This window comes from Cupriavidus sp. IDO (genome assembly GCF_000812465.1).
Lineage (GTDB): Bacteria > Pseudomonadota > Gammaproteobacteria > Burkholderiales > Burkholderiaceae > Cupriavidus.
Genome location: NZ_JWMA01000034.1, coordinates 74,228 through 97,463, shown reverse-complemented (window position 1 = coordinate 97,463; position 23,236 = coordinate 74,228). Strand labels below are relative to the sequence as shown.

The window sequence follows — 23,236 nt, the reverse complement described above, 5'->3', positions numbered from 1 at the left end:
CCTGCGACATCTTGTCGCGCGTCCTGCACCCAGGCGGCTAATGGGCGATACTGCGTGCAGTCGTCCTCCGTCCGCCCCGGCTTCACGCCTCCGAATTCCGCTCCCGCATGCCCAAGCCCAGTCACTCCTCCGGCCTGTTTGCCGCGTTCCGCCGATTCTCCCTGCTGGCACTGCTCGCGCTGATGCTGGCCGCCTGCGGACAGCAGAAGGCGTCGTTCCGCAATGTCGACATCACCGGCGGCGCGGATTTCGGCAAGGATTTCTCGCTGACCGACCACAACGGCAAGGTCCGCACCATGGCCGACTTCAAGGGCAAGGTGGTGGTGATGTTCTTCGGCTACACCCATTGCCCTGACGTCTGCCCGACCACCATGGCCGAGCTGAAGGCCGTGATGGAGCAGCTCGGCCCGGATGCCGACAAGGTGCAGGTGCTGTTCGTCACCATCGACCCCGAGCGCGACACACAGGCCCTGCTGGCGCAGTATGTGCCGGCTTTCGATCCGCGCTTCCTGGGCATGCGTCCGGCCGATGACGCCGCCCTGCAGAAAGTGGCGAAGGACTTCAAGGTGTTCTACGCCAAGGTGCCGGGCACCTCGCCGAACAACTACACGATGGACCACTCGGCCGGCAGCTACGTGTTCGACACCGACGGCAAGCTGCGCCTGTTCATCCGCCACGGGCAGGGCCCGGAGCCGATCGCGCACGACATCAAGCAATTGCTGTCGTAAGGTTCCGGCGCTCCGGAATGCAAAAGGCCGGTCCAGTGGACCGGCCTTTTTACATGGCGCCGAGCTGCGATCAGGCGAATGCCTGCAGCGCGCCCTTCATCTTCTTCATGGCCGCCGATTCGATCTGGCGGATGCGCTCGGCGGAGACGCCGAATTCGTCGGCCAGCTCATGCAGCGTGGAGCCGCCGGAGCCGTCGTCGTTCACGTTCAGCCAGCGCGCTTCGATGATACGGCGGCTGCGCTCGTCGAGACGCGTCAGCGCTTCTTCCAGGCCCTCGACCTGCATGCGGTCCTGGCGCTTGGCCTCCAGCACGCGAGTGGGCTCGTTGTGGTTGTCCGCCAGGTAGGCGATGGGGGCGAATTCTTCCTCGCCGTCATCGATCTGGCCTTCCAGCGCCAGATCGCCGCCGGACAGGCGGGTTTCCATCTCCATCACTTCCTCGGGCTTGACGTTGAGCTCGCGCGCAACGGCCTCGACCTGTTCGGGCGTGAAGGTATGGGCACCCTGCTTGTGGCTGCGCAGGTTGAAGAACAGCTTGCGCTGCGCCTTGGTGGTGGCCACCTTGACCATGCGCCAGTTCTTCAGCACGTACTCGTGGATCTCGGCCTTGATCCAGTGCATGGCATAGGACACCAGGCGCACGCCCTGGTCCGGGTCGAACCGCTTCACGGCCTTCATCAGGCCGATATTCCCTTCCTGGATCAGGTCGGCGTGCGGCAGGCCATAGCCCAGGTACTGGCGGGCGATCGACACCACCAGGCGCAGGTGAGACATCACCATGCGGCGTGCGGCATCAACCGAATCATGGTCGCGCAGCTCGCGCGCGAGACGCTGCTCTTCCTCGGCAGTCAGCAGCGGAATACGGTGGACAGCCTGGATATAGCTCTCCAGGTTGCCCAGTGTGGCGGGAAGCGTCAGCGCGAAGCTTCCGGCGTTCTTGGGCGCCGTCGGCAGACGGCTGGTGTTCGTCATCTGGTCGGCAGATAGGACTGCGTTCACTCAATAGCTCCTTTCGCATCCGGCGGTTCGGTTGCCGGCGCGCCGTCTCCCCGGTAAGGATCGGCACGGCATTGCAACACATATTAGCACTCAAGCCGGGTGAGTGCTAAGTTGGAGTCCTTATGGCGTCAATAGTTCCAGGCAATCGATGTTGCGAATCAAATAGTGTTACATCGACGGGGCGCCGGTTACCGCACACCGGTAGCCGGACATACTGGAGTTAGAGCGTCCGGAACTGTTACGGTTCTATATCCGCATGGGATGATCTGTTGCGCCAGCCGCTACACTCGAAACTGCGGTGCCGGCTGCGGCACCATGCCAGCATCCCCCACAAACCGGAGGACCTATGTCTGCCATCGAACACTTGCTCAAGCCCCACGTGCGGGACCTGGGCGATTTCACCGTGCGCCGCCTGCTGCCCGCGGCCGCCACCCAGACCGTCGGCCCGTTCATCTTCTTCGATCATATGGGTCCGGTGGCGCTGCCGCCTGGCCAGGGCGCGGATGTGCGTCCGCATCCCCATATCGGGCTGGCGACGGTGACCTATCTGTTCGAGGGCGAGATCGTGCACAGGGACAGCCTGGGCAGCGAGCAGGTGATCCGGCCCGGCGACGTCAACTGGATGACGGCGGGGAACGGCATCGTGCACTCCGAGCGCTCGCCGGACACGGTACGCGAGGCCGGTGCGCGCCTGCACGGCATCCAGACCTGGGTGGCGCTGCCCAAGGCGCACGAGGACGAAGCGCCGTCCTTCCACCACCATCCGGGCGCCACGCTGCCCAAGATCGAGCAGCCAGGCGTGCGGATGACCGTGATTGCCGGCGATGCCTTCGGCAAGACCGCGCCGGTGAAGGTGTTCAGCCGCACCCTGTACGTGGCGATCGAGATGGATGCCGGCGCCAGCCTGGTGATTCCGCCTGAACATGCGCAGCGCGGCATCTACCCGGTGGACGGGAGCGTGGCGCTGGACGGCGAAGCGTTGCCGGCCGAGCACCTGGTCGTGCTGACGCCGGGCGAGACGGTGACGCTGTCGGCCATGGCGCCCTCGCGCGTGATGCTGCTTGGCGGCGATCCGACCGACGGAAGGCGCTTTATCTACTGGAATTTCGTCGCGAGCAGCAAGGAAGCCATCGATGCCGCGGCCAGGCGCTGGGAAGACGACCAGTTCCCGCACGTGCCGGGCGAAACCGAGCGCATCCCGCTGCCTCCGCGCAAGGCCTGACGTTATCCGCCCGCTCAGAGCGGGCTGGCCCAGGCCACGCGCGTGCCCTGGCGCAGGCATTCCTGGATGGCTCGCACCTGGGTGGCGATCGGGCTGGGCACCGGCACCTCGCCATCCAGCACGCGACGGATCCAGGCGACGGTCTGGTCGACGTCGCTGCCTTGCGGCAATTCCGGCACTTCCCCAAGCGAACCGGCGGTCGGATCCACCAGCGTCTGCTGGTGGCCGTCGTGCAGCCAGTCGATGCGGCTGGCGCGCCGCGCATCCGCCACCACTTCGCCCTCGGTGCCGCGTGCAAGCAAAACGTTGGCAGGCTCGTTCGAGAAATAGTCGGTGAGGGTTTCCCGGTACTCCGGATGGGTGTAGCTGTACAGGCGCAGGGCTTCGGCCGGGGAATGCTCGCCCACCGGCTGGAGCATCTTGGCGACGGTATGGGACGAATTGCGCAGGCCGATGACGTTGCGCCGCTCCAGCAACTGCGACAGCCCCGGCGACAGCACGTCCACCGGCAGCACGGCCAGCGGGCCATGGTCGCCATTGCCGTTGTGCAGCTGCGATTCGGCCTCTGCGGTCGAGGTGCACAGCGGGATACCCAGCGCCTCGAACAGCGTCAGGCTCGTCACGCGGCCATTGAAGAGGCGCGAGCCATGCACCAGCACCGGGATCTCCTCGCGCGCCAGCAGCAGGGCCAGCAGCGGCACGAGGTTGGGCTGCTTGCGGGCGCCGTTGTAGCTCGGGATCACCACCACCTGGCGATCGGGCGGCGCGGCCAGCGGCTGGCAGTGCGCGTGCGCGGCTTCGAGCATGCCGGCCAGTTCGTGCGGGGCCTCGCCCTTGATGCGGTAGGCCATCAGCACCGCGCCCAGTTCCAGGTCGGAGACGCGGCCGGCCAGCATGGCGTCGAACAGCGCGTGTGCGTCCTCGCGCTGCAGGGCGCGCGCGCCGTTGACACCGCGGCCGATTTCCTTGATGAAGCGGGCGGCGGGGAAGGGAGTGACGGTAGGCGTAGTCATGGGCGACGGCGTGGGATGGTTTTGGTCTGGATTCATGATAGCGGAGCACGTCGGCTCCGCCCATCTTCGGCATGCCTACCCGCGCGCGACCGGCGCGGCGCTCACGCGGCTTCCTGCAAGGCCGGGTTGCGCTGCTTGCGGTAGAGGAAGTCCAGCACCGCCGTGCGGCAGGCGTGCCAGGTCTTGTCGTCGGCCAGTGCGATGCGGTCGCGCGGGCGCGGCAGGTCCACGCCGAGGATCTCGCCAATAGTGGCGGCCGGGCCGTTGGTCATCATCACGATGCGGTCGGCAAGCAGCACGGCCTCGTCCACGTCGTGCGTGACCATCACCACGGTACTGCGGGTGCGCGCCACGATCTTGATCAGCTCGTCCTGCAGGTGGGCGCGGGTGAGAGCGTCGAGCGCGCCGAAGGGCTCGTCCATCAACAGCACCTTGGGCGCCATCGCCAGCGCGCGCGCAATACCCACGCGCTGCTTCATGCCGCCGGAGATCTCGTGCGGATACTTGCTCTCGGCATGGGTCAGCCCCACCAGCGCCAGCGTTTCCTGCGTGCGCGCCTTCAGTTGCGCCTTGCTTTCGGTGGCGCCGAACACGCGCTCCACGCCCAGGTGGATATTCTCGAAGCAGGTCATCCACGGCAGCAGCGAGTGGTTCTGGAACACCACCGCGCGCTCCGGCCCCGGTCCGGCGATCTCGCGGCCGGCGCAGATCAGCGCGCCGCTGGTGGGCGTGGCCAGTCCGGCGATCAGGTTCAGCAGCGTCGACTTGCCGCAGCCCGAATGGCCGATCAGCGTGATGAACTCGCCTTCGGCAATGCTCAGGTTGATATCGCGCAGGGCCACGAACGGCCCTTTGCGCGTCTTGAAGGTCTGGCCCACGTTTTCAATGCTGACGAACTTGTTCATGGCGTTGCTCCCTGATGATTGCGGCCGGTGCGTCAGCTGTTGCCGTAGCTGAAGCGCCTGGCCAGCGCCAGCAGCGCGTGCTCCAGCACCAGCCCGATGATGCCGATCACGAAGATCGCGATGACGATGTGCTCCACCTTCAGGTTGTTCCATTCGTCCCACAGCCAGAAACCGATGCCGGTGCCCCCGGTCAGCATTTCCGCGGCGACGATGACCAGCCAGGCCGTGCCGATCGACAGCCGCACGCCGGTCAGCATATAGGGCAGCACGGCCGGAAACAGCACGCGCGTGAACACCTTCCACTCGGACAGGTCCAGCACGCGTGCCACGTTGAGGTAATCCTGCGGCACGCGCGTGACGCCTACTGCGGTGTTGATCACCATCGGCCAGATCGAGCAGATGAAGATGGCCCAGATCGCGGCCGGGTTGGCGGCCTTGAACAGCAGCAGTCCGATCGGCAGCCATGCCAGGGGCGAGACCGGCCGCAGCAGGCTGATGACCGGCGCCGTCATCGCGTTCAGGAAGGCAAAGCGCCCGATCACGAAGCCGGCCGGAATGCCGACCACTGCCGCCAGCCCGAATCCTGCCGCCACGCGCGCCAGCGAAGCCAGCACGTTCCAGCCGATGCCCTGGTCGTTCGGCCCGTTGCGATAGAACGGATCGGCAAAGAGCGGCACGGCGGCGTTCCACGTTGCAGCAGGCGTGGGGATTGCCGGAATCATGGTGGCGATGCCGTGCCAGGCCAGCACGAACAGTGCAAAGCCGAAGACTGGCGGTACGGCCTTCAGCACGAGTGCGGCCAGGGCTTCGCGGCGCTCTGTGCGGCGCGCCTGCGCGGCAATCTCCAGCTCGCGCCGCCGGGAGCGCTCGCTGGCGTCAGGATCGGCCTGCGTGGCAAGGGATGCGCCTTTTGGCGTGGATTGGGCGATGGCATTCACGTCTGGCTCCTATGGGTGGGGCAGGGCGCTGCGAAATTTCGGCACGGTCGGTGCGCGGGGCGTCAGACCTTGATCTTGAAGCCGTCGGCATAGGCCTTCGGATCCCTGGTGGCATCCCACACCACGCCGTCGAGCAGCTTCGCGCTGCGGAAGTCGCTCTTGGGAAGCGGCACCTGCGCGGCGGCCGCGGCCTGCTTGTAGAGGTCGATGCGGTTGACCTGCTTCGCTACCGCCAGATAGTCCGGGTGGTCCTTCAGCAGGCCCCAGCGCTTGTGCTGGGTCAGGAACCACATGCCGTCGGACAGGAACGGGAAATTGGCCGAGCCGTCCTGGTAGAACTTCATGGCATCGGGGTCGTCCCAGGTCTTGCCCAGGCCATTGTTGTAGCGGCCCAGCATGCGGTCCAGGATGATGTCCATGTCGGTGTTGACGTAGGACTTGGCCGCAATCGTCTCGGCCGTCTTGCGGCGGTTCGAGGCCGAGGCGTCGATGTACTTCGATGCCTCCAGCACGGCCGCCACCATCGCGCGCGCGGTGTTGGGGTACTTCTGCACGAACTCGGCGGTGGTGCCGAGCGTCTTCTCGGGATGGTCCTTCCAGATTGCCTGCGTGGTTTCCACGGTGAAGCCGATCTTGTCGGCAATGGCGCGCGCGCCCCACGGCTCGCCCACGCAGAAGCCGTCCATATTTCCCACGCGCATATTAGCCACCATCTGCGGCGGCGGCACGGTGATGGCCTTGGCGTCCTGCATCGGGTTGATGCCGTTGGCCGCCAGCCAGTAGTAGAGCCACATGGCGTGCGTGCCGGTGGGGAAGGTCTGGGCGAAGGTGTAGTCGCGCTTTTCCTTCATCATCAACGCCTTCAGGCTGGCGCCGTCCTTGACGCCCTTCTCGGCCAGCTTGGACGACAACGTGATGGCCTGGCCGTTGTGGTTCAGGCTCATCAGCACGGCCATGTCCTTCTTCGGGCCGCCGATGCCCAGCTGCACGCCGTAGATCAGGCCGTACAGCACGTGCGCCGCATCCAGCTCGCCGTTGACCAGCTTGTCGCGCACGCCTGCCCAGGAGGCTTCCTTGGTCGGCGTGATCCTGATGCCGTGCTTTTTGTCGAAGCCGAGCGTCGAGGCCATCACCACCGAGGCGCAGTCCGTGAGGGGAATGAAGCCGATGCGCACCTCCGGCTTTTCCGGCGCATCCGAGCCCGCCGCCCATGCCCCGGCGCGCACCAGCGGGTCGACCAGCGTCATCACGCTGGCGCCGGCGAAGGTGGCCAGCACGCGGCGGCGCCCGTTGCTGGCGGGCACCGCGTCGGCGGCTGCATCGGAGGCATTGACCGCCGCGTGCAGCGGCTTGGCAATCTTGAGGCGAGAGGGCATTGCAAGGCTCCAGGAAAAAAAGCGTCCCGATCCGCAACCCCGCCTTCGCCAGAAAACAGGGATGCAGTTCAGGACGCCGTTGTCCGTGATGTCATGCGGCCCACGTTGGCCGCGTGCATCGAATGTTGATCGGCCCTCGTTGGCCGATATTCGTGTAACGCAAGTGGTGTGCCAGTGCAGAACCGTGCAGCAAGAGGGCAAAAAGACGCGATCAGGGCATGCCGCGGCCGCCGGCAAGGCGGGCCGGAACGAAGAAGGGTGGCGCCGCCGGCAGGCAGCGCCAGATTTGTGCATTGCACCAGCGACGTGCGGCGGCACGCACCGCCGCAGCATGGTCAAGTCATCACATCGATAACGCGCTGGGCCGCTTCGACCAGCTTGAGGCCGCGTTCCATCGCCATGCTGCGCAGGCGCTTGTAGGCCTCGTCCTCGCTGATGCCGCGCGCCTGCATCAGCAGGCCCTTGGCGCGCTCCACCACCTTGCGCTCGGCTAGTTTCAGGCGGGTGGCATCGAGTTCGGCACGCAGTTGCTGGTCCAGCTCGAAGCGGGCGTAGGCCACATCGAGCACGGTCTTGACTCGCTCGGCCCGCAGGCCATCGACGATATAGGCGGTGATCCCGGCGGACAGCGCCGCCTTGATGCGCTGGGAGTCGTCGTTGTCGGTGAACAGCACGATCGGCCTTGGTGCGTGCTGTGTCGAGACGCAGACATGCTCGATGGTGTCGCGCGCCGCGGATTCCGAAGCGATGATGACCAGATCGGGCTGGCTGGCGGTAATCACGTCCGGCAGCCGCAGGTCGGCATCCACGATCTCGATCTCGGCAAAGCCGGCGCTGACCAGGCCGGCGCGGATGGTCTCGACATTGAGCGGACTGGCATCATGCGGATCCCGCACCAGCAGGATGCGCAGGGAGCGGCTGCCCGCGGCTGACGTCGGGCCAGGCGGACTGGTCGGGCTCGGAGGGGGCGGGTGGCGGCGGGTCATGGTTCTGATTGGGTTGCACTCCCCAAGCAATATTCGCGCCGGGTCCTGGAGGGACGGGGGTGCGGCTGCCGTCGCCCGGCCGCGGCGGATGCGCCGGACCAGGCGCTGATTGCAGGGTTCGGGGTTACCCATATTCACTGTATGCCGTCGTACGCAGGCCGTCGGCGCGGTGTATGCTGTTGCCCTGCTGCGCGGGGGCGTCTGCTGGCGACGCCTGTTTTCCCGGCGCAGTGCACATCAGAACAAGTCTGGAGAGATGCATGACCGAATTCGTGTTTGCCCCGCCGGCGCCCGTTGGCGTGCCCGTCCGCGGCAGCAACGCAAGCTTCCCGGTGCGCCGCGTGTATTGCGTGGGCCGCAACTACGCCGCACATGCCCGTGAGATGGGTTCGGACCCTGACCGCGAGCCGCCGTTCTTCTTCTGCAAGCCGTCGGATGCGGTGAGCTATGTCGCGGATGGCACGGAAGGCACCTTCCCGTATCCCCCTGGCACCAGCAATTGCCACTATGAAGTGGAACTGGTGGTGGCCATCGGCAAGGGCGGCAAGGACATTGCGGTGGAGCAGGCGGCCAGCCATGTATTCGGCTATGCCGTAGGCCTCGACATGACCCGTCGCGACCTGCAGAACGAATCGAAGAAGACCGGGCGTCCCTGGGAAACCGGCAAGGCGTTCGACCGGTCCGCGCCGATCGGCCCGATCGTGCCGGTATCCGCCATTGGCCATCCGGAAAAGGGCGCGGTGACGCTGTCTGTCAATGGCGTGGAGAAGCAGCGCGGCGACCTCTCGGACCTGATCTGGTCGGTGCCGGAAATGGTGTCCTACCTGTCGAAGCTGTTCGAACTGCAGCCCGGCGATCTGATCTTCAGCGGCACGCCCGAAGGCGTGGGCCCGGTGGTGAAGGGCGACGTCATGCAGTGCCACGTCGGCGGCGTGGGTGACCTGACGATCAAGGTGGCCTGATCCGATGCTCAAGCTTTACAGCTATTTCCGCAGCTCGGCCTCGTACCGCGTGCGCATCGCCCTGGAACTGAAGGGCCTGCCGTACGAGTACGTGCCGGTCCACCTGGTCAGGGAGGGCGGCCAGCAGCTCAAGCCGGAATACCGCGCGATCAGCGCCGACGCCCTGGTGCCGACCTTGATCGACGGCGACCACACGCTGCAGCAGTCGCTGGCGATCGTCGAGTACCTGGACGAGGTCCATCCCGAGCCGAAGCTGCTGCCCGGCACGGCACTGGACCGCGCCTATGTGCGCGGCCTGGCGCTGGAGATCGCGTGCGAGATCCATCCGCTGAACAACCTGCGCGTGCTGAAGTACCTCAAGCACACGGTGGGCACGGCCGAAGAGGTCAAGGACGCGTGGTACCGGCACTGGATCGAGCTGGGCTTCGGCTCGCTGCAGACCAACCTGGAGCGCGGCGGCAAGGCTGGCCGCTTCTGCTTTGGCGACACGCCGACGCTGGCCGATATCTGCCTGGTGCCGCAGGTGTTCAATGCACAGCGCTTCAACATCGACGTGGGCCGCTTTCCGGTGATCGCGAAGATCTATGAGGCGTGCATGGAGTTGCCGGCTTTCCAGCGGGCACAACCTGGATCGCAGCCCGACGCAGAGTAAGCCGCAGAGGGGTTGCAATGAAAAAGCCCCGGTGGTTTGCCGGGGCTTTTGCTTTCTGACGACACTGGAGTTCAGCCCAGCAGCGCGTCCGCGAACTCGTCGGCCTTGAACGGCTGCAGGTCTTCTACCTTTTCGCCGACGCCGATGAAGTAGACCGGCACCGGACGCTGGCGGGCAATGGCCGCCAGGATGCCGCCCTTGGCGGTGCCGTCGAGCTTGGTTACGATCAGGCCGGTCAGGCCAAGCGCGTCGTCGAAGGCGCGGGTTTGCGACAGCGCGTTCTGGCCGGTGTTGGCATCGATCACCAGCAGCACTTCATGCGGGGCGTTCGGCATGGCCTTGCTGATCACGCGCTTGACCTTCTTGAGCTCTTCCATCAGGTGGAGCTGCGTGGGCAGGCGCCCGGCGGTGTCGGCCATCACGATGTCGATGTCGCGCGCACGCGCCGCGTTGACCGCGTCGAAGATCACTGCGGCGGGATCGCCGCTTTCCTGTGCCACCACGGTGACGTTGTTGCGCTCGCCCCAGATCGTCAGCTGCTCGCGGGCGGCGGCGCGGAAGGTGTCGCCGGCGGCCAGCAGCACGGACTGGTCATAGCGCTGGAAATGCTTGCACAGCTTGCCGATGCTGGTGGTCTTGCCGGCGCCGTTGACGCCCGCGATCATCATCACCAGCGGCTGCTCGCGGCCCAGCGCCATGGATTTCTCCAGCGGGCGCAGCAGGTCGGTCAGCAGCGTGCGCAGAGCGGCCTTGACGCCTTCGGCTGACTCGATGCGCTCGCTTTTGACGCGCTTGCGCAGCTCGCCGAGCAGGTATTCGGTGGCTTCGACACCCGCGTCGGCCATCAGCAGCGCGGTTTCCAGCTCTTCGAACAGCGCTTCGTCGACCTTCACGCCGACGAACAGCGTGCCGATATTGCGGCTGGTCTTGGACAGGCCGGTGCGCAGGCGATGCATCCAGCCCTGTCTCGCCTCGGCCGTCGGGGCCGGCGGCGGCGTCAGCTCCAGCTCCAGCTCCAGCTCCTCGGCCGGAGCCGGTTGCGGGGCGGCTGCCGCAGCCGGGGCGGCAGCCGGTACCGGCACGGGTGCCGCAACGGTTGTTTCAGCGGGCGTTGCGGCGGGAACCGGGGTGGAAAGGGGAGCGGGAGCCGGAACCGGTGCCGGAGCTTGCACTTCGGCGGACGCAGGGGCGGGTTCGGCCTTGCGCTTCTTCCAGAAACTAAACATTGGGAAAGGGGTCAATACCCCGGTAGAATCAATCGCCAAAATTCTAGCAGACGGGGTCGCATGAACCATTGCGCTGTCGTGACCGGAGCGGACGCCGCCCGGCCTGAGTCCCTTCCCGCCTGCGCCGTGCATCTGGCGCGGCGCCTCCTTCCCGCCCTCTTGCTCGCCACGCTGCCCTGGTCCATGCCGGTCCAGGCACAGCCTGCCGTGGCCGCGCCGCCCGCGCTGTCCGGTCAGGCCGTGCCGGTCGGGGCGACCGAGCAGGGCACCACGGAATACCGGCTGTCCAACGGACTGCGGCTGATCGTCAAGGAAGACCACCGGGCGCCCACCGTCGCGCACCAGATCTGGTACCGGGCGGGCGCCATCGATGAGGTCAGTGGCACCACCGGCGTGGCCCACATGCTGGAACACATGATGTTCAAGGGCACGCCCAAGGTCGGCGTGGGCGAGTTCTCCAAGCAGGTGGCGGCACTCGGCGGCCGCGAGAACGCCATGACCAACCGCGACTTCACCTTGTACTACCAGCAGATCGGCAAGCAATACCTGCCGAAGATGATGGAGCTGGAGGCCGACCGCATGGCCAACCTGATCATCAGGAAGGACGAGTTCGACCGCGAGATGAAGGTGGTGATGGAAGAGCGCCGCCTGCGCACCGACGACTCCGCCCGCGGCACCGTGTACGAACAGCTGCTGGCCACGGTCTATACCGCCGCGGCCTACCGCCATCCGGTGATCGGGTGGATGGACGACCTGGTCAACATGCGGGTGGAAGACGTCCAGGACTGGTATCGCAACTGGTATGTGCCGGACAACGCGACGGTGATCGTCACCGGCGACGTCAAGCCGGCGGAAGTCAGGGCGATGGCCGAGCGCTACTACGGCAAGCTCAAGGCGCGCCCGCTGCCGCTGCGCAAGGACCAGATCGAACCGGTGCAGAAGGGCGTCAAGCGGATCTGGGTCAAGGCGCCGGCCGAGAACCAGTATGTGGTGCTGGCCTACAAGGTGCCGCGCCTGCGCGATGTGGAGAAAGACGCCGATCCCTATGCGCTCGAAGTCCTGTCGGCCGTCCTCAATGGCTACGACAATGCCCGCATGACGCGCGAACTGGTGCGCGAGCAGCGGCTGGCCGATGACGTCAACGTGGGCTACGACAGCATCAACCGCGGCGAATCGCTGTTTGTGCTCGACGGCACGCCCGCCGACGGCCACAACACCGACCAGATCGAACGCGCGCTGCGCGAGGAGATCCAGCGCATCGCCAGGGACGGTGTCTCGGCCGAAGAGCTCAAGCGCGTGAAGGCGCAGGTGGTGGCCAGCCAGATCTACAAGCGCGACTCGGTGTTCGGGCAGGGCATGGAGATCGGCGTGGCGGAGATCTCGGGCATCTCGTGGCGGCAGATCGACCGCATGCTCGACAAGATCAAGGAAGTCACGCCGGCACAGGTGCAGGCCGTTGCCGCCAAATATTTCAGCGACGACAACCTGACCGTGGCCACGCTGGTGCCGCAGCCGATCGACCCCAACAAGCCCAAGACGCAGGTCCCTGCCGGCCTGCGCCACTGAGGAGCGACGATGTCCCTGCCTGTCATCACGATTGCGTCGCCGCGCCTGGTTCGCAAGCTCGCCGGCACTGTTTGCGGTGCCGCGGCCATCCTGGCCGCGCAACTGGCGAATGCCGCCATCCCCATCGAGCACTGGACCGCCTCCACCGGCGCGCAGGTGTACTACGTGCACAGCCCGTCGATCCCCATGCTCGACATCAATATCGACTTCGACGCCGGCAGCCGCTACGACCCGCCGGCAAAGGCAGGGCTGGCGACGCTGACGGCCGCGCTGCTGGACAAGGGCGCCGCCGCGCAGGACGGTCAGCCCGCCCGCAACGAGGCGCAGATTGCCGATGCCTTTGCCGATACCGGTGCCGTCTTCGGCGGCGCCGCTGGCGGCGATCGCGGCGGTATCGGCCTGCGCACGCTGACGGCGCAGCCCGAACTGGATCAGTCCATTGCGCTGGCGGGACAGCTGATCAAGGCGCCCACCTATCCGGACGCCGTGGTCGGCCGCGAGAAGCAGCGCCTGATCACCGCCATCCGCGAAGCCGATGCGAAGCCGGGCGTGATTGCCGACAAGATGCTCTCGAAAGCGATTTACCCGAGCCATCCCTATGGCGTCTCGGCGACGCCCGCGACCGTCGAGTCAGTCTCGCGCGACGACATCCTGAAGTTCTGGCGTGACAACTACACCGCCTCGCGCGCGGTGGTGACGCTGATTGGCGCGGTCGACCGCAAGCAGGCCGAGGCCATCGCCGAGCAGCTCACGCGTGGCCTGCCGCAAGGCGTTCCGGCGCCGACCCTGCCGCAGGTGCAGATGACCATCCCCGCCAGCGAGCAGCGCGTGCCGCATCCGGCGCAGCAGGCGACGGTAGCGATGGGCCAGCCCGCTATCGCACGCGGTGACCCGGACTATTTCGCGCTGCTGGTCGGCAACTACGTGCTGGGCGGCGGCGGTTTCAGCTCGCGTCTGACCGACGAAGTGCGCGAGAAGCGCGGCCTGACCTACGGGGTGGACAGCTACTTCGCGCCGTCCAAGCAGCCGGGGCCGTTCGGCATCGGCCTGCAGACCAAGAAGGAGCAGACCAACGAGGCGCTGGCGCTGGTGCGCCAGGTGCTGGCCCGCTACGTCGCGCAGGGCCCGACCGACGCCGAGCTCAAGGCGGCCAAGGACAACCTCATCAATGGCTTCCCGCTGCGCATCGACAACAACCGCAAGCTGCTGACCAACGTCGCCAATATCGGCTGGTATGGCCTGCCGCTGGACTACCTCGACACCTGGACCGCGCAGATCGGCAAGGTGACGCGCCAGCAGGTGAAGGCGGCATTCGAGCGCCACGTGCACCCGGATGCCATGGCGACGGTGATCGTGGGCGGGCCGGTGTCGTCGCAAACCGTGGGCAAGCAAGCGGGCGGGCAATGAGACCGGCCGAACCCGCCGCGCGCGCTTGCGCGCCGGCAGGCTCTACAATCACGGGATGAATTCGCGTTCCCGATCTCCTTCGCCCGCCGCGAGCGGGCGATCTTCTTCCCCGGCGCCGCGCCAGGCGCCGTCCCAGGTTCGCATCATCGGCGGGCGCTGGAAGCGCACATTGCTGCCCGTGCCGGACGCCCAGGGCCTGCGCCCCACGCCCGATCGCGTGCGTGAGACCCTGTTCAACTGGCTAGGGCAGGACCTGAGCGGCCTGACCTGCCTGGACCTGTTCGCCGGCTCCGGCGCACTGGGCTTCGAGGCCGCGTCACGCGGCGCGGCGGCGGTGACCCTGGTGGAAGCCAATCCGCGCGTCGCCAGGCAACTGCGCGACAACCAGTACCGGCTCGACGCCAGCCAGGTCCGCGTAGTGCAGGGCGATGCATTTGCCCTTGCCGCCCAGATGCCAGATGCCAGTTTCGACGTCATTTTCCTGGATCCGCCGTTTGCCGAAGACTGGCTGCGCCCGGCGCTGGAGCATGCGGCAAGGCTGTCGCGTCCCGGTGGCGCGGTGTATGTGGAAACCGACCGGACCCTCACCGGTGCCGATGCACCGGTACCGGCATCGCTGGAGATCGTGCGGCAGGCGAGGGCGGGCGCGGTGTACTTTCATCTGTTGCAGCATCGGGCGGCGCCGAACGGGCAGGGTTAGGAACCCATTTCAATTTCATAATGAAGAAGGCGCCCCTTCTTCATTGTGAAATGGGTTCTAAGTCCGGTCATGCGACCCCGGGGGCACCCGTCGGCCTTCCGCGCAGCGCAAGGGTGCCTTTGCTGATGCAATGCGGCAAAACCGCAGGCAGTCGTCTTCCAAGTGGCGCATTTAGGGTTACACTACGCCGCTGTTATAACGCTCGCGACGCAGTGCCCACACCGGCCCGGCCGGCTGACGAGGCGGTCCATGCAGGGCCGGCAGCGAGCAGATCAAGGAGGAAGTATGGTCGTCGCGGTCTATCCCGGCACGTTTGATCCCATGACCCGGGGACACGAAGATCTGGTTCGCCGTGCGTCGAACATCTTCGACGAACTGGTGGTCGGCGTCGCCCACAGCCCCAACAAGCGGCCGTTCTTCTCGCTCGAAGAGCGTATCAGCATCGCCCGTGAGGTGCTCGGGCACTATCCCAATGTGCGGGTCGAGGGATTCTCAGGCCTGCTCAAGGATTTTGTCCGCAAGAACAATGCGCGCGTGATCGTGCGCGGCCTGCGTGCCGTCTCGGACTTCGAGTACGAGTTCCAGATGGCGGGCATGAACCGCTATCTGCTGCCGGACGTGGAAACCATGTTCCTGACGCCGTCGGACCAGTACCAGTTCATCTCCGGCACCTTCGTGCGCGAGATCGCGGTGCTGGGCGGCGACGTGAGCAAGTTCGTGTTCCCGTCGGTCGAGCGCTGGCTGCAAGAGAAAATCGGCAAAGGCGTAGAATAACGTGTTGAGATACGTCGATTCGCGGCCAGTCGGGCGCGGGCGTGTCAGCTGGAAGGAAACACCATGGCGCTGATGATCACCGACGACTGCATCAACTGCGACGTTTGTGAACCCGAGTGCCCGAACGAAGCCATTTCGATGGGGCCCGAGATCTATGAGATCGACCCCGGCAAGTGCACCGAGTGCGTCGGCCACTTCGACGAGCCGCAATGCCAGCAGGTCTGCCCGGTGGCATGCATCCCGAAGGATCCGAACCGGGTCGAGACCCATGAAGTACTGATGCAGCGTTACCGTCTTCTGACGGCAGCGAAGCACGCGGCCTGAGCGTTCGCCCGCAGTTCGGCGCAGGAAACCAAAAGCCCCTGTCACCGCAAGGTGACGGGGGCTTTGCTTTGCCGGGGAGATGCGTAAGGCGCCCATCGGCTTGTCGTCGGTCCTGCGCGCCATGATGGTGGACGAGCGCGGCGGCTTCGCGGCATCCGGCCAGTTCTTGATCATGCTGTCGCAAAACCGGCCTGGAACGCCCTCAGCGCGCGGTGTGCAGCTGCGCCATCGCGCGTTCTGCATCGCCCCTGGCCAGCAGGCCGAGCGGATCGATGCTGCGGTCGATGGCCTCGTCGATGGCTTCCTGCTCTTCGCGGCGAGGCGGCTTGAGGACGTAGTTGACGACATCCTCGCGCCCGCCCGCGGCGCCGCCGGGCAGGTTGCGCGGATGGCCGACGCCAAGGCGCAGCCGCCAGTAGTCCTGGGTCGTGAGATGCGCCGCGATGTCCTTCAGGCCATTGTGGCCGCCGGTGCCGCCGCCCCGCTTGAGCTTGGCGGCGCCGGGCGGCAGGTCCATCTCGTCATGCGCGACGACGATCTCGTCAGGCAAAATCTTGTAGAAGCGCGCCAGCGACACCACGGACAGTCCGGAGCGGTTCATGAACGTGGAAGGTTTGAGCAGCCAGACCTCCTGGTCCCACAGGCGTGCACGGCCTGCCAGCCCGTGGAAGCGGCCCTCCACGCGCAGCGTGATGCCGCCCATGCGGGCGAGCTGGTCCACCAGCCAGAAGCCGGCATTGTGGCGGGTGGCCTCGTATTCCGCACCGGGATTGCCGAGGCCGACGATGAGCTTGATCATGCGTTGAACAGGTTGGATGACGGCGCAGGCTACCCGCAGGGCCCGCAGGCGCCAAGCATAGCCGAAAAAAAACCGCCGGCGGAACCGGCGGTTTCTTCTGGTGCGGTCCGGGGACCGCACGCTGCGAGGGACAGCTTAGGCAGCCGGCGTTTCGCCAGCGGCTTCGCCGCCTTCCTCGCCCTCGGCAGCCGACACGCCACCGGCCGGCAGCGAGACGCTGGCGACGGCGGGGTTGTCGTCACCGTGGGTGATCACGGTCACGCCCTTCGGCAGCTTCACGTCCGACAGGTGGATGGTCTGGCCCAGCTCTGCGTTGCCCAGATCCACTTCGATGAACTCAGGCAGGTCGGCCGGCAGGCACGATACTTCCAGGTCGTTCAGGATGTGGTTGATGATGCCGTGGCCCAGCTTCACGCCAGGAGCGGTTTCCTGGTTCATGAAGTGCAGGGGCACCTTGACGTGGATCTTGTCGTTGGCCGACACGCGCTGGAAATCGACGTGCAGAACCAGCGGCTTGAACGGGTGCATCTGGAATGCGCGCAGCAGGGCCTGTTCCGACTTGCCAGCGACTTCCAGTTCCAGGATCGACGAGTGGAACGCTTCCTTCTTCAGGGCGTGCCACAGTGCGTTGTGATCCAGTTCGATCATCTTCGGCTCGGCGGCGCCGCCGTAGATGATGCCGGGGGTCTTGCCCGAATTGCGCAGGCGGCGGCTCGCACCCGTTCCCTGTACGCTACGCTCGAAAGCGACAACTTTCATGATGACTCCAAAAGTAAGAAGGCTGTCCGCGACCAGACAGCCAGCTGTTGCGGCGCAGTTCGTAGTTTGCGCCGATCAAGTCACGTTGACCGCCAGATGACTGGCGATCAACGCAGTAAAGCCTTAAATTCTATCAGGAACCCGCGAAGAGCGACATGATCGAGTCGCCCTTGACGATGCGCGTGAAGGTCTCGGCGAGCAGCGGGGCGGTCGAGAGCTGGCGGATCTTGCCGCATTTGGCCGCTTCGTCGGACAGCGGGATGGTGTCGCACACCACCACTTCGTCCAGCGCCGAGTCGGCAATGCGCGCTGCCGCGCCGCCGGACAGCACCGGGTGTGTGCAGTAGGCGAACACCTTCAGCGCGCCGCGTTCCTTCAGCACCTGGGCCGCCTTGCACAGCGTGCCGCCGGTGTCGATCATGTCGTCCATGATCACGCAGTTGCGGCCGTCGACTTCACCGATGATGTTCATCACTTCGGCCACATTGGCCTTCGGACGACGCTTGTCGATGATCGCCAGGTCGCAGTTCAGTTCCTTGGCCAGTGCACGGGCACGGACCACGCCGCCGACGTCCGGCGACACGACCAGCAGGTCGCCGTAGTTCTTCTCGCGCAGGTCGCCCAGCAGGACCGGCGAAGCGTAGATGTTGTCGACGGGAATATCGAAGAAGCCCTGGATCTGGTCAGCGTGCAGGTCCATGGTCAGGACGCGCTCGACGCCTGCCACTTCCAGCATGTTGGCCACGACCTTGGCCGAGATCGCCACGCGCGCAGAACGCGGGCGGCGGTCCTGGCGGGCATAGCCGAAATAGGGCATGGCGGCGGTGATGCTGCGGGCCGAAGCGCGCTTGAGTGCATCGACCATCACCATCAGTTCCATCAGGTTGTCGTTGGTCGGCGCGCAGGTGGACTGCAGCACGATGACGTGCTTGCCGCGGACATTTTCCTGGATATCGACCTGAACTTCTCCGTCGGAGAAGCGGCCAACGAGCGCCTTGCCCAGCGGAATGCCGAGGTGCTGTACGACAGCCTCCGCGAGTTTGGGGTTGGCGTTGCCGGTAAATACCATCAAGCCTTCGCTGCTCATTCGGGGCACCTGTCTTGCTGCTGGGGGAGCTTGGTGTCACCGGCAAAGCCGGTGACTGATCCTGAGGGTCCGTGAGGACACTATAGAAATGTAATGGCAGGGGAAGAAGGATTCGAACCTTCGAATGCCGGAATCAAAATCCGGTGCCTTGACCAACTTGGCGACTCCCCTACACAACCTTGCTGTTCTTCGTGGCACCTGACTACGATACCGCGCCGAACAATAACCTGCTATGCGAACGCTGCGAGCGGGTGATGTGCCAGACTCCTCACACACCTGCCGTCCCATTCGGGAGGCAACCGCTCCAGGACCTGCTGCGCCGTTCTCGCGTCAGGGTAACGCGCAAACACGCAGGCTCCGGAACCGGTCATCCTGGCTTGCTGATTGTATTGCTTCAGCCATTCCAGGGCTCGGGCAACTTCGCCGAACTTCGCTGTTGCTATCGGTTCCAGGTCGTTGCGACCGAAATCGAATTTGTTTGTGCAAGCAGCGAAGTCCGCAACTATAGAGATTGGCGTATTCCTTGTCAAGCGCCCGTCCGAAAAAATTGCAGCAGTCGGTACATGCTGGCGCGGATGGATGACGACGAACCAGCTCTGCGGCAGCTCGACCGGGGTCAGTTCCTCGCCCACGCCCTCGGCAAACGCATTCTGGCCGAACACGAAGACCGGCACGTCGGCACCCAGCGCGAGGCCGATCCGCATCAGTTCCGCGCGCGGCAGCCCCAGTCCCCACAGGTGGTTCAGCGCGAGCAGGGTGGTGGCCGCGTCGGACGAGCCGCCGCCGATGCCGCCGCCCATCGGGAGCGCCTTGTCGACGGCGATATCCGCGCCAAACTTCGTGCCGGTGGCTGCCTGCAGCGCGCGGGCGGCGCGCACCACGAGATCGGTCTCGGCCGGTACCCCGGGAATGTCCGTCACGCGCGTGACGACGCCGTCATCGCGCCGGCGGAAATGCAGGGTGTCGCTCCAGTCGATCAGCTGGAATACCGTCTGCAGCGTGTGATAGCCGTCCGGACGGCGGCCGGTCACGTGCAGGAACAGGTTCAGCTTGGCTGGCGCCGGGCAATCGCGCAGTTCGGGCGGCGGAAGGCTGGCGATAGCCGTCATGGCGCCGCCTCCGGATCGATCACGAGCCGTACCGAGAGCGGATTGGCGGCACCGTCGCGGGCCAGGTCGATGCGGCGCGGGCGCGCGGCGGCGCCCGCCGCATTTTCCGGCGTGTCCTGCCAGGCGACGTAGCGCACCGTCCAGCCGTTCTGCGCCAGCGTTTCGAGGCGGCCCTGCGCGTCGCGCGTGGCCTTGGCCGGTGCGCCCTTCGCGGGACGGCCGTGCAGCCAGTCGCGCATGCCGGCAACCGGCAGCGCAAAGCCAAGCGCTTCTTCCATCAGGCTGTCGACCTCGGGCGCGTTGCGCGGGGCCTGGTTGGGCAGGTCCAGGGTGGCGCCGGACGGCGTGGCGGTGACGACGGCGAGCGTCTGGCCCAGCGGCGACACCAGGTCGAGCCTCACGTTGCGGCCCTGCTCTTCCCAGCGGAAGCTGCCCTGCACGCCCTCGTCGCGCCCGTAGCGCACATAGTTGGCGGCAAAGCGCCCGGTGTAGTGCTCCGAACGAGCGGTTTCACCGGTATCGAAGTTGCGCGTGGGCGCGACGCTGGCGCAGGCAGCCAGCCAGAGCGGCGCGCCCAGGCAAAGCAGGGCCAGACGGCGGGATCGGATCATGGGCAATATCGGAAGGCGGGTCCGGCCGCCGCTGGGGCAGCCGGACAGGGCAGAGACAATGAAGTCCCGGACAAACGCTGCTTACTTGGACAGCAGGACGTTGTAGCGGCGCAGGGTCTCGACCAGGGTTTCGTTGTCCGGCTCGAGCCTGGCGGCGTCGGTCCAGGTCTTGCGCGCTTCTTCGCGCTGGCCGAGCTGCCAGAGGACTTCGCCGAGGTGGGCGCCGATCTCGGCCTCCGGCGCCTTGGCGTAGGCGTTCTTGAGCAGTTCGGCAGCAGGTTGCAACTCGCCCATGCGGAATTTGACCCAGGCCAGGCTATCCATGATGTAGGGATCGTCCGGGCCCAGCTCGGAAGCGCGTTCAAGCAGCTTGCGGGCTTCGGGCAGGCGCTCGTTGCGATCGGCCAGCGAGTAGCCAAGGGCGTTGTAGCCCTGCTTCTGCTCGGGCTGCAGCGCGATGACCTTGCGCAGGCCTTTTTCCATGCTGTCGTAGCGCTTTTGCCGCTCGTCGAGCATGGCAAGCTCATAGATCCAGTCGGCGTTGTCGGGCTCGGCCTGGACGCGCTCGTCCAGCACCTTGCGCGCGCGGTCGTAGGCCTTGGACTCGATCAGCGTGGCGACTTCCGCCTGGCGCACGGCGACCATGCGCTGCGCGCGCTGGCCGGGATCAGGAATATCCTCTGCGTCGCTGAGCAGGTCGCCGAAAATGGCCTGTGCATCGTCGAGCTTGCCCATGCGGGCCAGCAGCTGTGCGCGCTTGGCGGCCGCCGCCGGTGCCAGGCGGCTGTCCTCGATGCGGTCGAGCCACTGGATGGCGCCGGGATAGTCCTTCTTTTCCTCCGCGATCTGGGCGAGGTACTGGTAGGCGATGTCCGGATTGGCGGTCGGCATCTTCTCGGCCAGCTGCAGGTATTCCTTCAGGTAGACCTCGGCCTCGTCATAGTTCTTCGACTGCAGGCTGGTCAGGCCAAGCGCCAGCGGCACGCGGGGATCGGTCGGGGCCACCTTGCGCAGCGTCTCAAACTCCTGCCGCGCCGACTGCATGTCGTTGCGGATCAGGTAGAGGCGCGCCAGCGTGATGTGGCCATTGACGGAGTCCGGCGATTTGGCCAGAAAGCTCTGCAGGCCGGAGACGGCCTTGTCGGGTTCGGATTCCGCGCGCAGTTCCGCCGCCATCAGCGCGGCTGGCTCGTAGTCGGGCTTCAGGCGCAGCGCTTCATCCAGCGCGGTCAGCGCGCCGGGGTTATCGCCGGCGATCTCCCTTGCCCTTGCCAGGGCCAGATGGGTTTCCGGCAGCCGCGTGTCATTGCTGGTCAGCTCCTGCAACAGCGCGGCTGCGCCGGCCGGATCGCTGGTGCGCGACGTCTGCTGCTGCAATTGCAGGATGGTGTCGCCGCGATGGCTGGCCGGCACGCCTGCGAGCTGTTGCGCCAGGAAGGGCCTGGCATCGGTCCAGCGGCCGTTGAGCACCAGCAGCGTGGACAGGACCTGCCGTGCCGCGGGCGAGCCGGGCGTGATGTCGTTCCACAGCCGCGCGGCATCCAGCGCCTGCTGCGGAACGCGCGCATTGAAGGCGATCTCGGTGGCGCGTTGCGCGAAGCGCGGATCGCGCGTGGAACGCGCCAGCTCCATATAGGTGCGATAGGCCGGCCCCACCAGTCCACGCTGCATGGAAATCTCGGCCGCCATCACCATGTACAGGATGTCCGAGGTAAGCGGGACCGCCGGCAGCGCTGCCTTGGCCGATTTGCCTGCCGGCGCCCGCTCGCCTTCGGCGGCGGCCAGCTTGAGGTCCGCAGTGGCAGCGTGGCTGACCCCGAGCGAGGCGATTGCAAGGCAGGCTGCGGCAGCCAGCGCACGTGCGTGGCGCCGGGTCCGGGTGACGGGTTCGGCAGTCCTGCCTGCACAGAAGAGGGCAGCCTTGGTCCAGGAGGCCAGGCGGTCCGACGAGAGGTCCGACATAGGGTCCGACATGTAATAGTTGCTCCGGCGCGCTCTGGCGTGGGAATGGATAGGGTCATTGTAGCCTGCCGCTACAATGCGCTGCGCGCCCGCAAAGGCCTGCAGGGGCGCGGGTAACTGGAATTTGGAGCGGTAACTAACGGAGAGGTTCGATGCCTGAATTGCCGGAGGTCGAAGTGACCCGGCGCGGCCTGCTGCCGCACGTCGTGGGGCGGCGTATTGTCGACGTGACGGTGCGCCACCGTGGCCTGCGCTGGCCGGTCGATCCCGAACTGGAAGCGCGCCTTGCCGGCCGCGTGGTCGGGAGGATCGAGCGGCGCGGCAAGTACCTGCTGCTGGAATGCGTCGATCCTGCCGCCGCCGAGCCGGCCGGCTGGCTGCTGGTCCACCTCGGCATGACCGGCACGCTGCGGGTGCATGAAGATGCGCCGGCGCCGGGCATCCACGATCACCTTGACCTCGTGCTTGCCGGCAATGGCGGCGACATCGTGCTCCGCTTCCGCGACCCGCGCCGCTTTGGCGCCATCATCTGGAGCACGCTCAGCGAAGCGATGCTGCCGGGCCACCCCTTGCTGCGCGGTCTCGGCATCGAACCCTTCGATCCGCACTTTGACGGCGCCTGGCTCCATCGCCATACCCGTGGGCGGACCGCGGCGATCAAGACCGTGCTACTGGCGGGGGACATCGTGGTGGGCGTCGGCAATATCTATGCCTCGGAAAGCCTGTTCCGCGCCGGCATCCGTCCGACGACGCCGGCGGGCCGGCTCGGCCCGGCGCGCTGCGACCGGCTTGCGCTGGCCGTGCGCGAAACCCTGGCCCAGGCCATCGAACGCGGCGGCAGCACCTTGCGCGACTTCGTCGGCAGCGACGGCTCCAGCGGCTACTTCCAGCTCGACTGCTTCGTCTACGACCGCGCCGGCCAGCCGTGCCGGGTCTGCGGCACGCCGGTTCGGCAGATCGTGCAGGGTCAGCGGTCGACCTTCTACTGTCCCCACTGCCAGCGCTGAGGACGCAACGACACAGCCGGCGTCCGGAGCGGGCCGGATGGCGCACAAAGCGCTTCCGCCTGGCACGCCGATGGGTTGGCGCAACACTCGCGTCCCAAGGGACGTGAATTCCACAAAAGCGCC

The 23,236-nt window shown here is 66.3% G+C and carries 23 protein-coding genes and 1 tRNA gene; 10 read left to right on the top strand and 14 right to left on the bottom strand.

Annotation, left to right across the window (positions count from 1 at the left end; all coding sequences use genetic code 11):
- Positions 1-107: 107 nt before the first annotated feature.
- A complete protein-coding gene (locus RM96_RS11465; protein WP_039010583.1) occupies positions 108-728 on the top strand; it encodes an SCO family protein in 621 nt (206 codons plus the stop codon).
- A 70-nt stretch (positions 729-798) separates the two neighbouring features.
- Here the strand turns inward: RM96_RS11465 and rpoH are convergent, their stop codons facing one another.
- Complete coding sequence (gene rpoH, locus RM96_RS11460; RefSeq protein WP_193752432.1) at positions 799-1,701, bottom strand: RNA polymerase sigma factor RpoH; 903 nt, start codon at positions 1,699-1,701, stop codon at positions 799-801.
- A gap of 373 nt (positions 1,702-2,074) precedes the next feature.
- Between rpoH and RM96_RS11455 the strand changes: the two genes are divergently transcribed.
- Complete coding sequence (locus RM96_RS11455) at positions 2,075-2,950, top strand: pirin family protein (RefSeq protein ID WP_039010579.1); 876 nt, start codon at positions 2,075-2,077, stop codon at positions 2,948-2,950.
- 14 nt (positions 2,951-2,964) lie between these two features.
- Here RM96_RS11455 and ybiB read toward each other — a convergent pair whose 3' ends face one another.
- From ybiB to RM96_RS11430, 5 genes are all read right to left on the bottom strand, one after another.
- Positions 2,965-3,963, bottom strand: coding sequence for a DNA-binding protein YbiB (ybiB, locus tag RM96_RS11450; RefSeq protein WP_039010577.1), 999 nt, complete (start codon positions 3,961-3,963; stop codon positions 2,965-2,967).
- Between the two features lie 101 nt (positions 3,964-4,064).
- Positions 4,065-4,868, bottom strand: coding sequence for an ABC transporter ATP-binding protein (locus tag RM96_RS11445; protein WP_039010576.1), 804 nt, complete (start codon positions 4,866-4,868; stop codon positions 4,065-4,067).
- 32 nt (positions 4,869-4,900) lie between these two features.
- Positions 4,901-5,806 carry a nitrate ABC transporter permease gene (gene ntrB / locus RM96_RS11440; protein ID WP_039010573.1) on the bottom strand — a complete coding sequence of 302 codons (906 nt, stop codon included), beginning with the start codon at positions 5,804-5,806 and terminating at the stop codon, positions 4,901-4,903.
- 62 nt (positions 5,807-5,868) lie between these two features.
- A complete protein-coding gene (locus RM96_RS11435; RefSeq protein WP_039010572.1) occupies positions 5,869-7,182 on the bottom strand; it encodes a CmpA/NrtA family ABC transporter substrate-binding protein in 1,314 nt (437 codons plus the stop codon).
- A gap of 335 nt (positions 7,183-7,517) precedes the next feature.
- Entirely contained in the window at positions 7,518-8,168 is a 651-nt protein-coding gene (locus RM96_RS11430) for an ANTAR domain-containing response regulator (RefSeq protein ID WP_039010570.1), read from the bottom strand.
- Positions 8,169-8,428: 260 nt separating this feature from the next.
- Here RM96_RS11430 and RM96_RS11425 point away from each other — a divergent pair, with 260 nt between their 5' ends.
- Both RM96_RS11425 and maiA read left to right on the top strand, forming a co-directional pair.
- On the top strand, positions 8,429-9,130 hold the full coding sequence (locus RM96_RS11425; RefSeq protein ID WP_039010569.1) for a fumarylacetoacetate hydrolase family protein: 702 nt from the start codon (positions 8,429-8,431) through the stop codon (positions 9,128-9,130).
- Between the two features lie 4 nt (positions 9,131-9,134).
- Positions 9,135-9,782, top strand: a complete 648-nt coding sequence (gene maiA, locus RM96_RS11420) for a maleylacetoacetate isomerase (RefSeq protein ID WP_039010567.1) — start codon at positions 9,135-9,137, stop codon at positions 9,780-9,782.
- Between the two features lie 71 nt (positions 9,783-9,853).
- Here the strand turns inward: maiA and ftsY are convergent, their stop codons facing one another.
- Positions 9,854-11,008 carry a signal recognition particle-docking protein FtsY gene (gene ftsY / locus RM96_RS11415; RefSeq protein ID WP_039010565.1) on the bottom strand — a complete coding sequence of 385 codons (1,155 nt, stop codon included), beginning with the start codon at positions 11,006-11,008 and terminating at the stop codon, positions 9,854-9,856.
- Between the two features lie 60 nt (positions 11,009-11,068).
- Here ftsY and RM96_RS11410 point away from each other — a divergent pair, with 60 nt between their 5' ends.
- From RM96_RS11410 to RM96_RS11390, 5 genes are all read left to right on the top strand, one after another.
- Positions 11,069-12,574, top strand: coding sequence for a M16 family metallopeptidase (locus tag RM96_RS11410; RefSeq protein WP_039010564.1), 1,506 nt, complete (start codon positions 11,069-11,071; stop codon positions 12,572-12,574).
- Positions 12,575-12,583: 9 nt separating this feature from the next.
- Entirely contained in the window at positions 12,584-13,981 is a 1,398-nt protein-coding gene (locus RM96_RS11405) for a M16 family metallopeptidase (RefSeq protein WP_039010563.1), read from the top strand.
- 55 nt (positions 13,982-14,036) lie between these two features.
- Complete coding sequence (gene rsmD / locus RM96_RS11400) at positions 14,037-14,681, top strand: 16S rRNA (guanine(966)-N(2))-methyltransferase RsmD (protein WP_193752431.1); 645 nt, start codon at positions 14,037-14,039, stop codon at positions 14,679-14,681.
- A 285-nt stretch (positions 14,682-14,966) separates the two neighbouring features.
- Positions 14,967-15,455 (top strand): pantetheine-phosphate adenylyltransferase, encoded by a 489-nt coding sequence (gene coaD, locus RM96_RS11395; protein ID WP_039010562.1) that lies wholly within the window; start codon positions 14,967-14,969, stop codon positions 15,453-15,455.
- Between the two features lie 63 nt (positions 15,456-15,518).
- On the top strand, positions 15,519-15,779 hold the full coding sequence (locus tag RM96_RS11390) for a YfhL family 4Fe-4S dicluster ferredoxin (RefSeq protein WP_039010561.1): 261 nt from the start codon (positions 15,519-15,521) through the stop codon (positions 15,777-15,779).
- Between the two features lie 202 nt (positions 15,780-15,981).
- Here RM96_RS11390 and pth read toward each other — a convergent pair whose 3' ends face one another.
- From pth to RM96_RS11355, 7 genes are all read right to left on the bottom strand, one after another.
- Complete coding sequence (gene pth / locus RM96_RS11385; RefSeq protein WP_039010560.1) at positions 15,982-16,578, bottom strand: aminoacyl-tRNA hydrolase; 597 nt, start codon at positions 16,576-16,578, stop codon at positions 15,982-15,984.
- Positions 16,579-16,713: 135 nt separating this feature from the next.
- On the bottom strand, positions 16,714-17,337 hold the full coding sequence (locus tag RM96_RS11380) for a 50S ribosomal protein L25/general stress protein Ctc (protein WP_039010559.1): 624 nt from the start codon (positions 17,335-17,337) through the stop codon (positions 16,714-16,716).
- Between the two features lie 133 nt (positions 17,338-17,470).
- On the bottom strand, positions 17,471-18,424 hold the full coding sequence (locus RM96_RS11375; RefSeq protein WP_039010557.1) for a ribose-phosphate pyrophosphokinase: 954 nt from the start codon (positions 18,422-18,424) through the stop codon (positions 17,471-17,473).
- Between the two features lie 94 nt (positions 18,425-18,518).
- Positions 18,519-18,595, bottom strand: a tRNA-Gln gene (locus RM96_RS11370).
- Between the two features lie 59 nt (positions 18,596-18,654).
- Complete coding sequence (gene ispE / locus RM96_RS11365; RefSeq protein ID WP_039010556.1) at positions 18,655-19,533, bottom strand: 4-(cytidine 5'-diphospho)-2-C-methyl-D-erythritol kinase; 879 nt, start codon at positions 19,531-19,533, stop codon at positions 18,655-18,657.
- The gene (gene lolB, locus RM96_RS11360) at positions 19,530-20,144 is read right to left on the bottom strand and encodes a lipoprotein insertase outer membrane protein LolB (RefSeq protein ID WP_039010555.1); all 615 of its coding nucleotides are present in this window, start codon (positions 20,142-20,144) and stop codon (positions 19,530-19,532) included. Before lolB ends, ispE begins: the two co-directional genes overlap by 4 nt.
- Positions 20,145-20,225: 81 nt before the next feature.
- The gene (locus RM96_RS11355; protein WP_193752430.1) at positions 20,226-22,118 is read right to left on the bottom strand and encodes a tetratricopeptide repeat protein; all 1,893 of its coding nucleotides are present in this window, start codon (positions 22,116-22,118) and stop codon (positions 20,226-20,228) included.
- 140 nt (positions 22,119-22,258) lie between these two features.
- Between RM96_RS11355 and mutM the strand changes: the two genes are divergently transcribed.
- On the top strand, positions 22,259-23,113 hold the full coding sequence (gene mutM, locus RM96_RS11350; RefSeq protein ID WP_039010552.1) for a bifunctional DNA-formamidopyrimidine glycosylase/DNA-(apurinic or apyrimidinic site) lyase: 855 nt from the start codon (positions 22,259-22,261) through the stop codon (positions 23,111-23,113).
- The last annotated feature ends 123 nt before the right edge of the window (positions 23,114-23,236 follow it).

Excerpts from the sequence above, each read along its gene's own strand:
- RM96_RS11465 (WP_039010583.1), top strand. The coding sequence starts at position 108 with ATGCCCAAGCCCAGTCACTCCTCCGGCCTGTTTGCCGCGTTCCGCCGA.
- rpoH (WP_193752432.1), bottom strand. The coding sequence starts at position 1,701 with ATGACGAACACCAGCCGTCTGCCGACGGCGCCCAAGAACGCCGGAAGC.
- RM96_RS11455 (WP_039010579.1), top strand. The coding sequence starts at position 2,075 with ATGTCTGCCATCGAACACTTGCTCAAGCCCCACGTGCGGGACCTGGGC.
- ybiB (WP_039010577.1), bottom strand. The coding sequence starts at position 3,963 with ATGACTACGCCTACCGTCACTCCCTTCCCCGCCGCCCGCTTCATCAAG.
- RM96_RS11445 (WP_039010576.1), bottom strand. The coding sequence starts at position 4,868 with ATGAACAAGTTCGTCAGCATTGAAAACGTGGGCCAGACCTTCAAGACG.
- RM96_RS11435 (WP_039010572.1), bottom strand. The coding sequence starts at position 7,182 with ATGCCCTCTCGCCTCAAGATTGCCAAGCCGCTGCACGCGGCGGTCAAT.
- RM96_RS11430 (WP_039010570.1), bottom strand. The coding sequence starts at position 8,168 with ATGACCCGCCGCCACCCGCCCCCTCCGAGCCCGACCAGTCCGCCTGGC.
- RM96_RS11425 (WP_039010569.1), top strand. The coding sequence starts at position 8,429 with ATGACCGAATTCGTGTTTGCCCCGCCGGCGCCCGTTGGCGTGCCCGTC.
- maiA (WP_039010567.1), top strand. The coding sequence starts at position 9,135 with ATGCTCAAGCTTTACAGCTATTTCCGCAGCTCGGCCTCGTACCGCGTG.
- ftsY (WP_039010565.1), bottom strand. The coding sequence starts at position 11,008 with ATGTTTAGTTTCTGGAAGAAGCGCAAGGCCGAACCCGCCCCTGCGTCC.
- RM96_RS11410 (WP_039010564.1), top strand. The coding sequence starts at position 11,069 with ATGAACCATTGCGCTGTCGTGACCGGAGCGGACGCCGCCCGGCCTGAG.
- RM96_RS11405 (WP_039010563.1), top strand. The coding sequence starts at position 12,584 with ATGTCCCTGCCTGTCATCACGATTGCGTCGCCGCGCCTGGTTCGCAAG.
- rsmD (WP_193752431.1), top strand. The coding sequence starts at position 14,037 with ATGAATTCGCGTTCCCGATCTCCTTCGCCCGCCGCGAGCGGGCGATCT.
- coaD (WP_039010562.1), top strand. The coding sequence starts at position 14,967 with ATGGTCGTCGCGGTCTATCCCGGCACGTTTGATCCCATGACCCGGGGA.
- RM96_RS11390 (WP_039010561.1), top strand. The coding sequence starts at position 15,519 with ATGGCGCTGATGATCACCGACGACTGCATCAACTGCGACGTTTGTGAA.
- pth (WP_039010560.1), bottom strand. The coding sequence starts at position 16,578 with ATGATCAAGCTCATCGTCGGCCTCGGCAATCCCGGTGCGGAATACGAG.
- RM96_RS11380 (WP_039010559.1), bottom strand. The coding sequence starts at position 17,337 with ATGAAAGTTGTCGCTTTCGAGCGTAGCGTACAGGGAACGGGTGCGAGC.
- RM96_RS11375 (WP_039010557.1), bottom strand. The coding sequence starts at position 18,424 with ATGAGCAGCGAAGGCTTGATGGTATTTACCGGCAACGCCAACCCCAAA.
- ispE (WP_039010556.1), bottom strand. The coding sequence starts at position 19,533 with ATGACGGCTATCGCCAGCCTTCCGCCGCCCGAACTGCGCGATTGCCCG.
- lolB (WP_039010555.1), bottom strand. The coding sequence starts at position 20,144 with ATGATCCGATCCCGCCGTCTGGCCCTGCTTTGCCTGGGCGCGCCGCTC.
- RM96_RS11355 (WP_193752430.1), bottom strand. The coding sequence starts at position 22,118 with ATGTCGGACCCTATGTCGGACCTCTCGTCGGACCGCCTGGCCTCCTGG.
- mutM (WP_039010552.1), top strand. The coding sequence starts at position 22,259 with ATGCCTGAATTGCCGGAGGTCGAAGTGACCCGGCGCGGCCTGCTGCCG.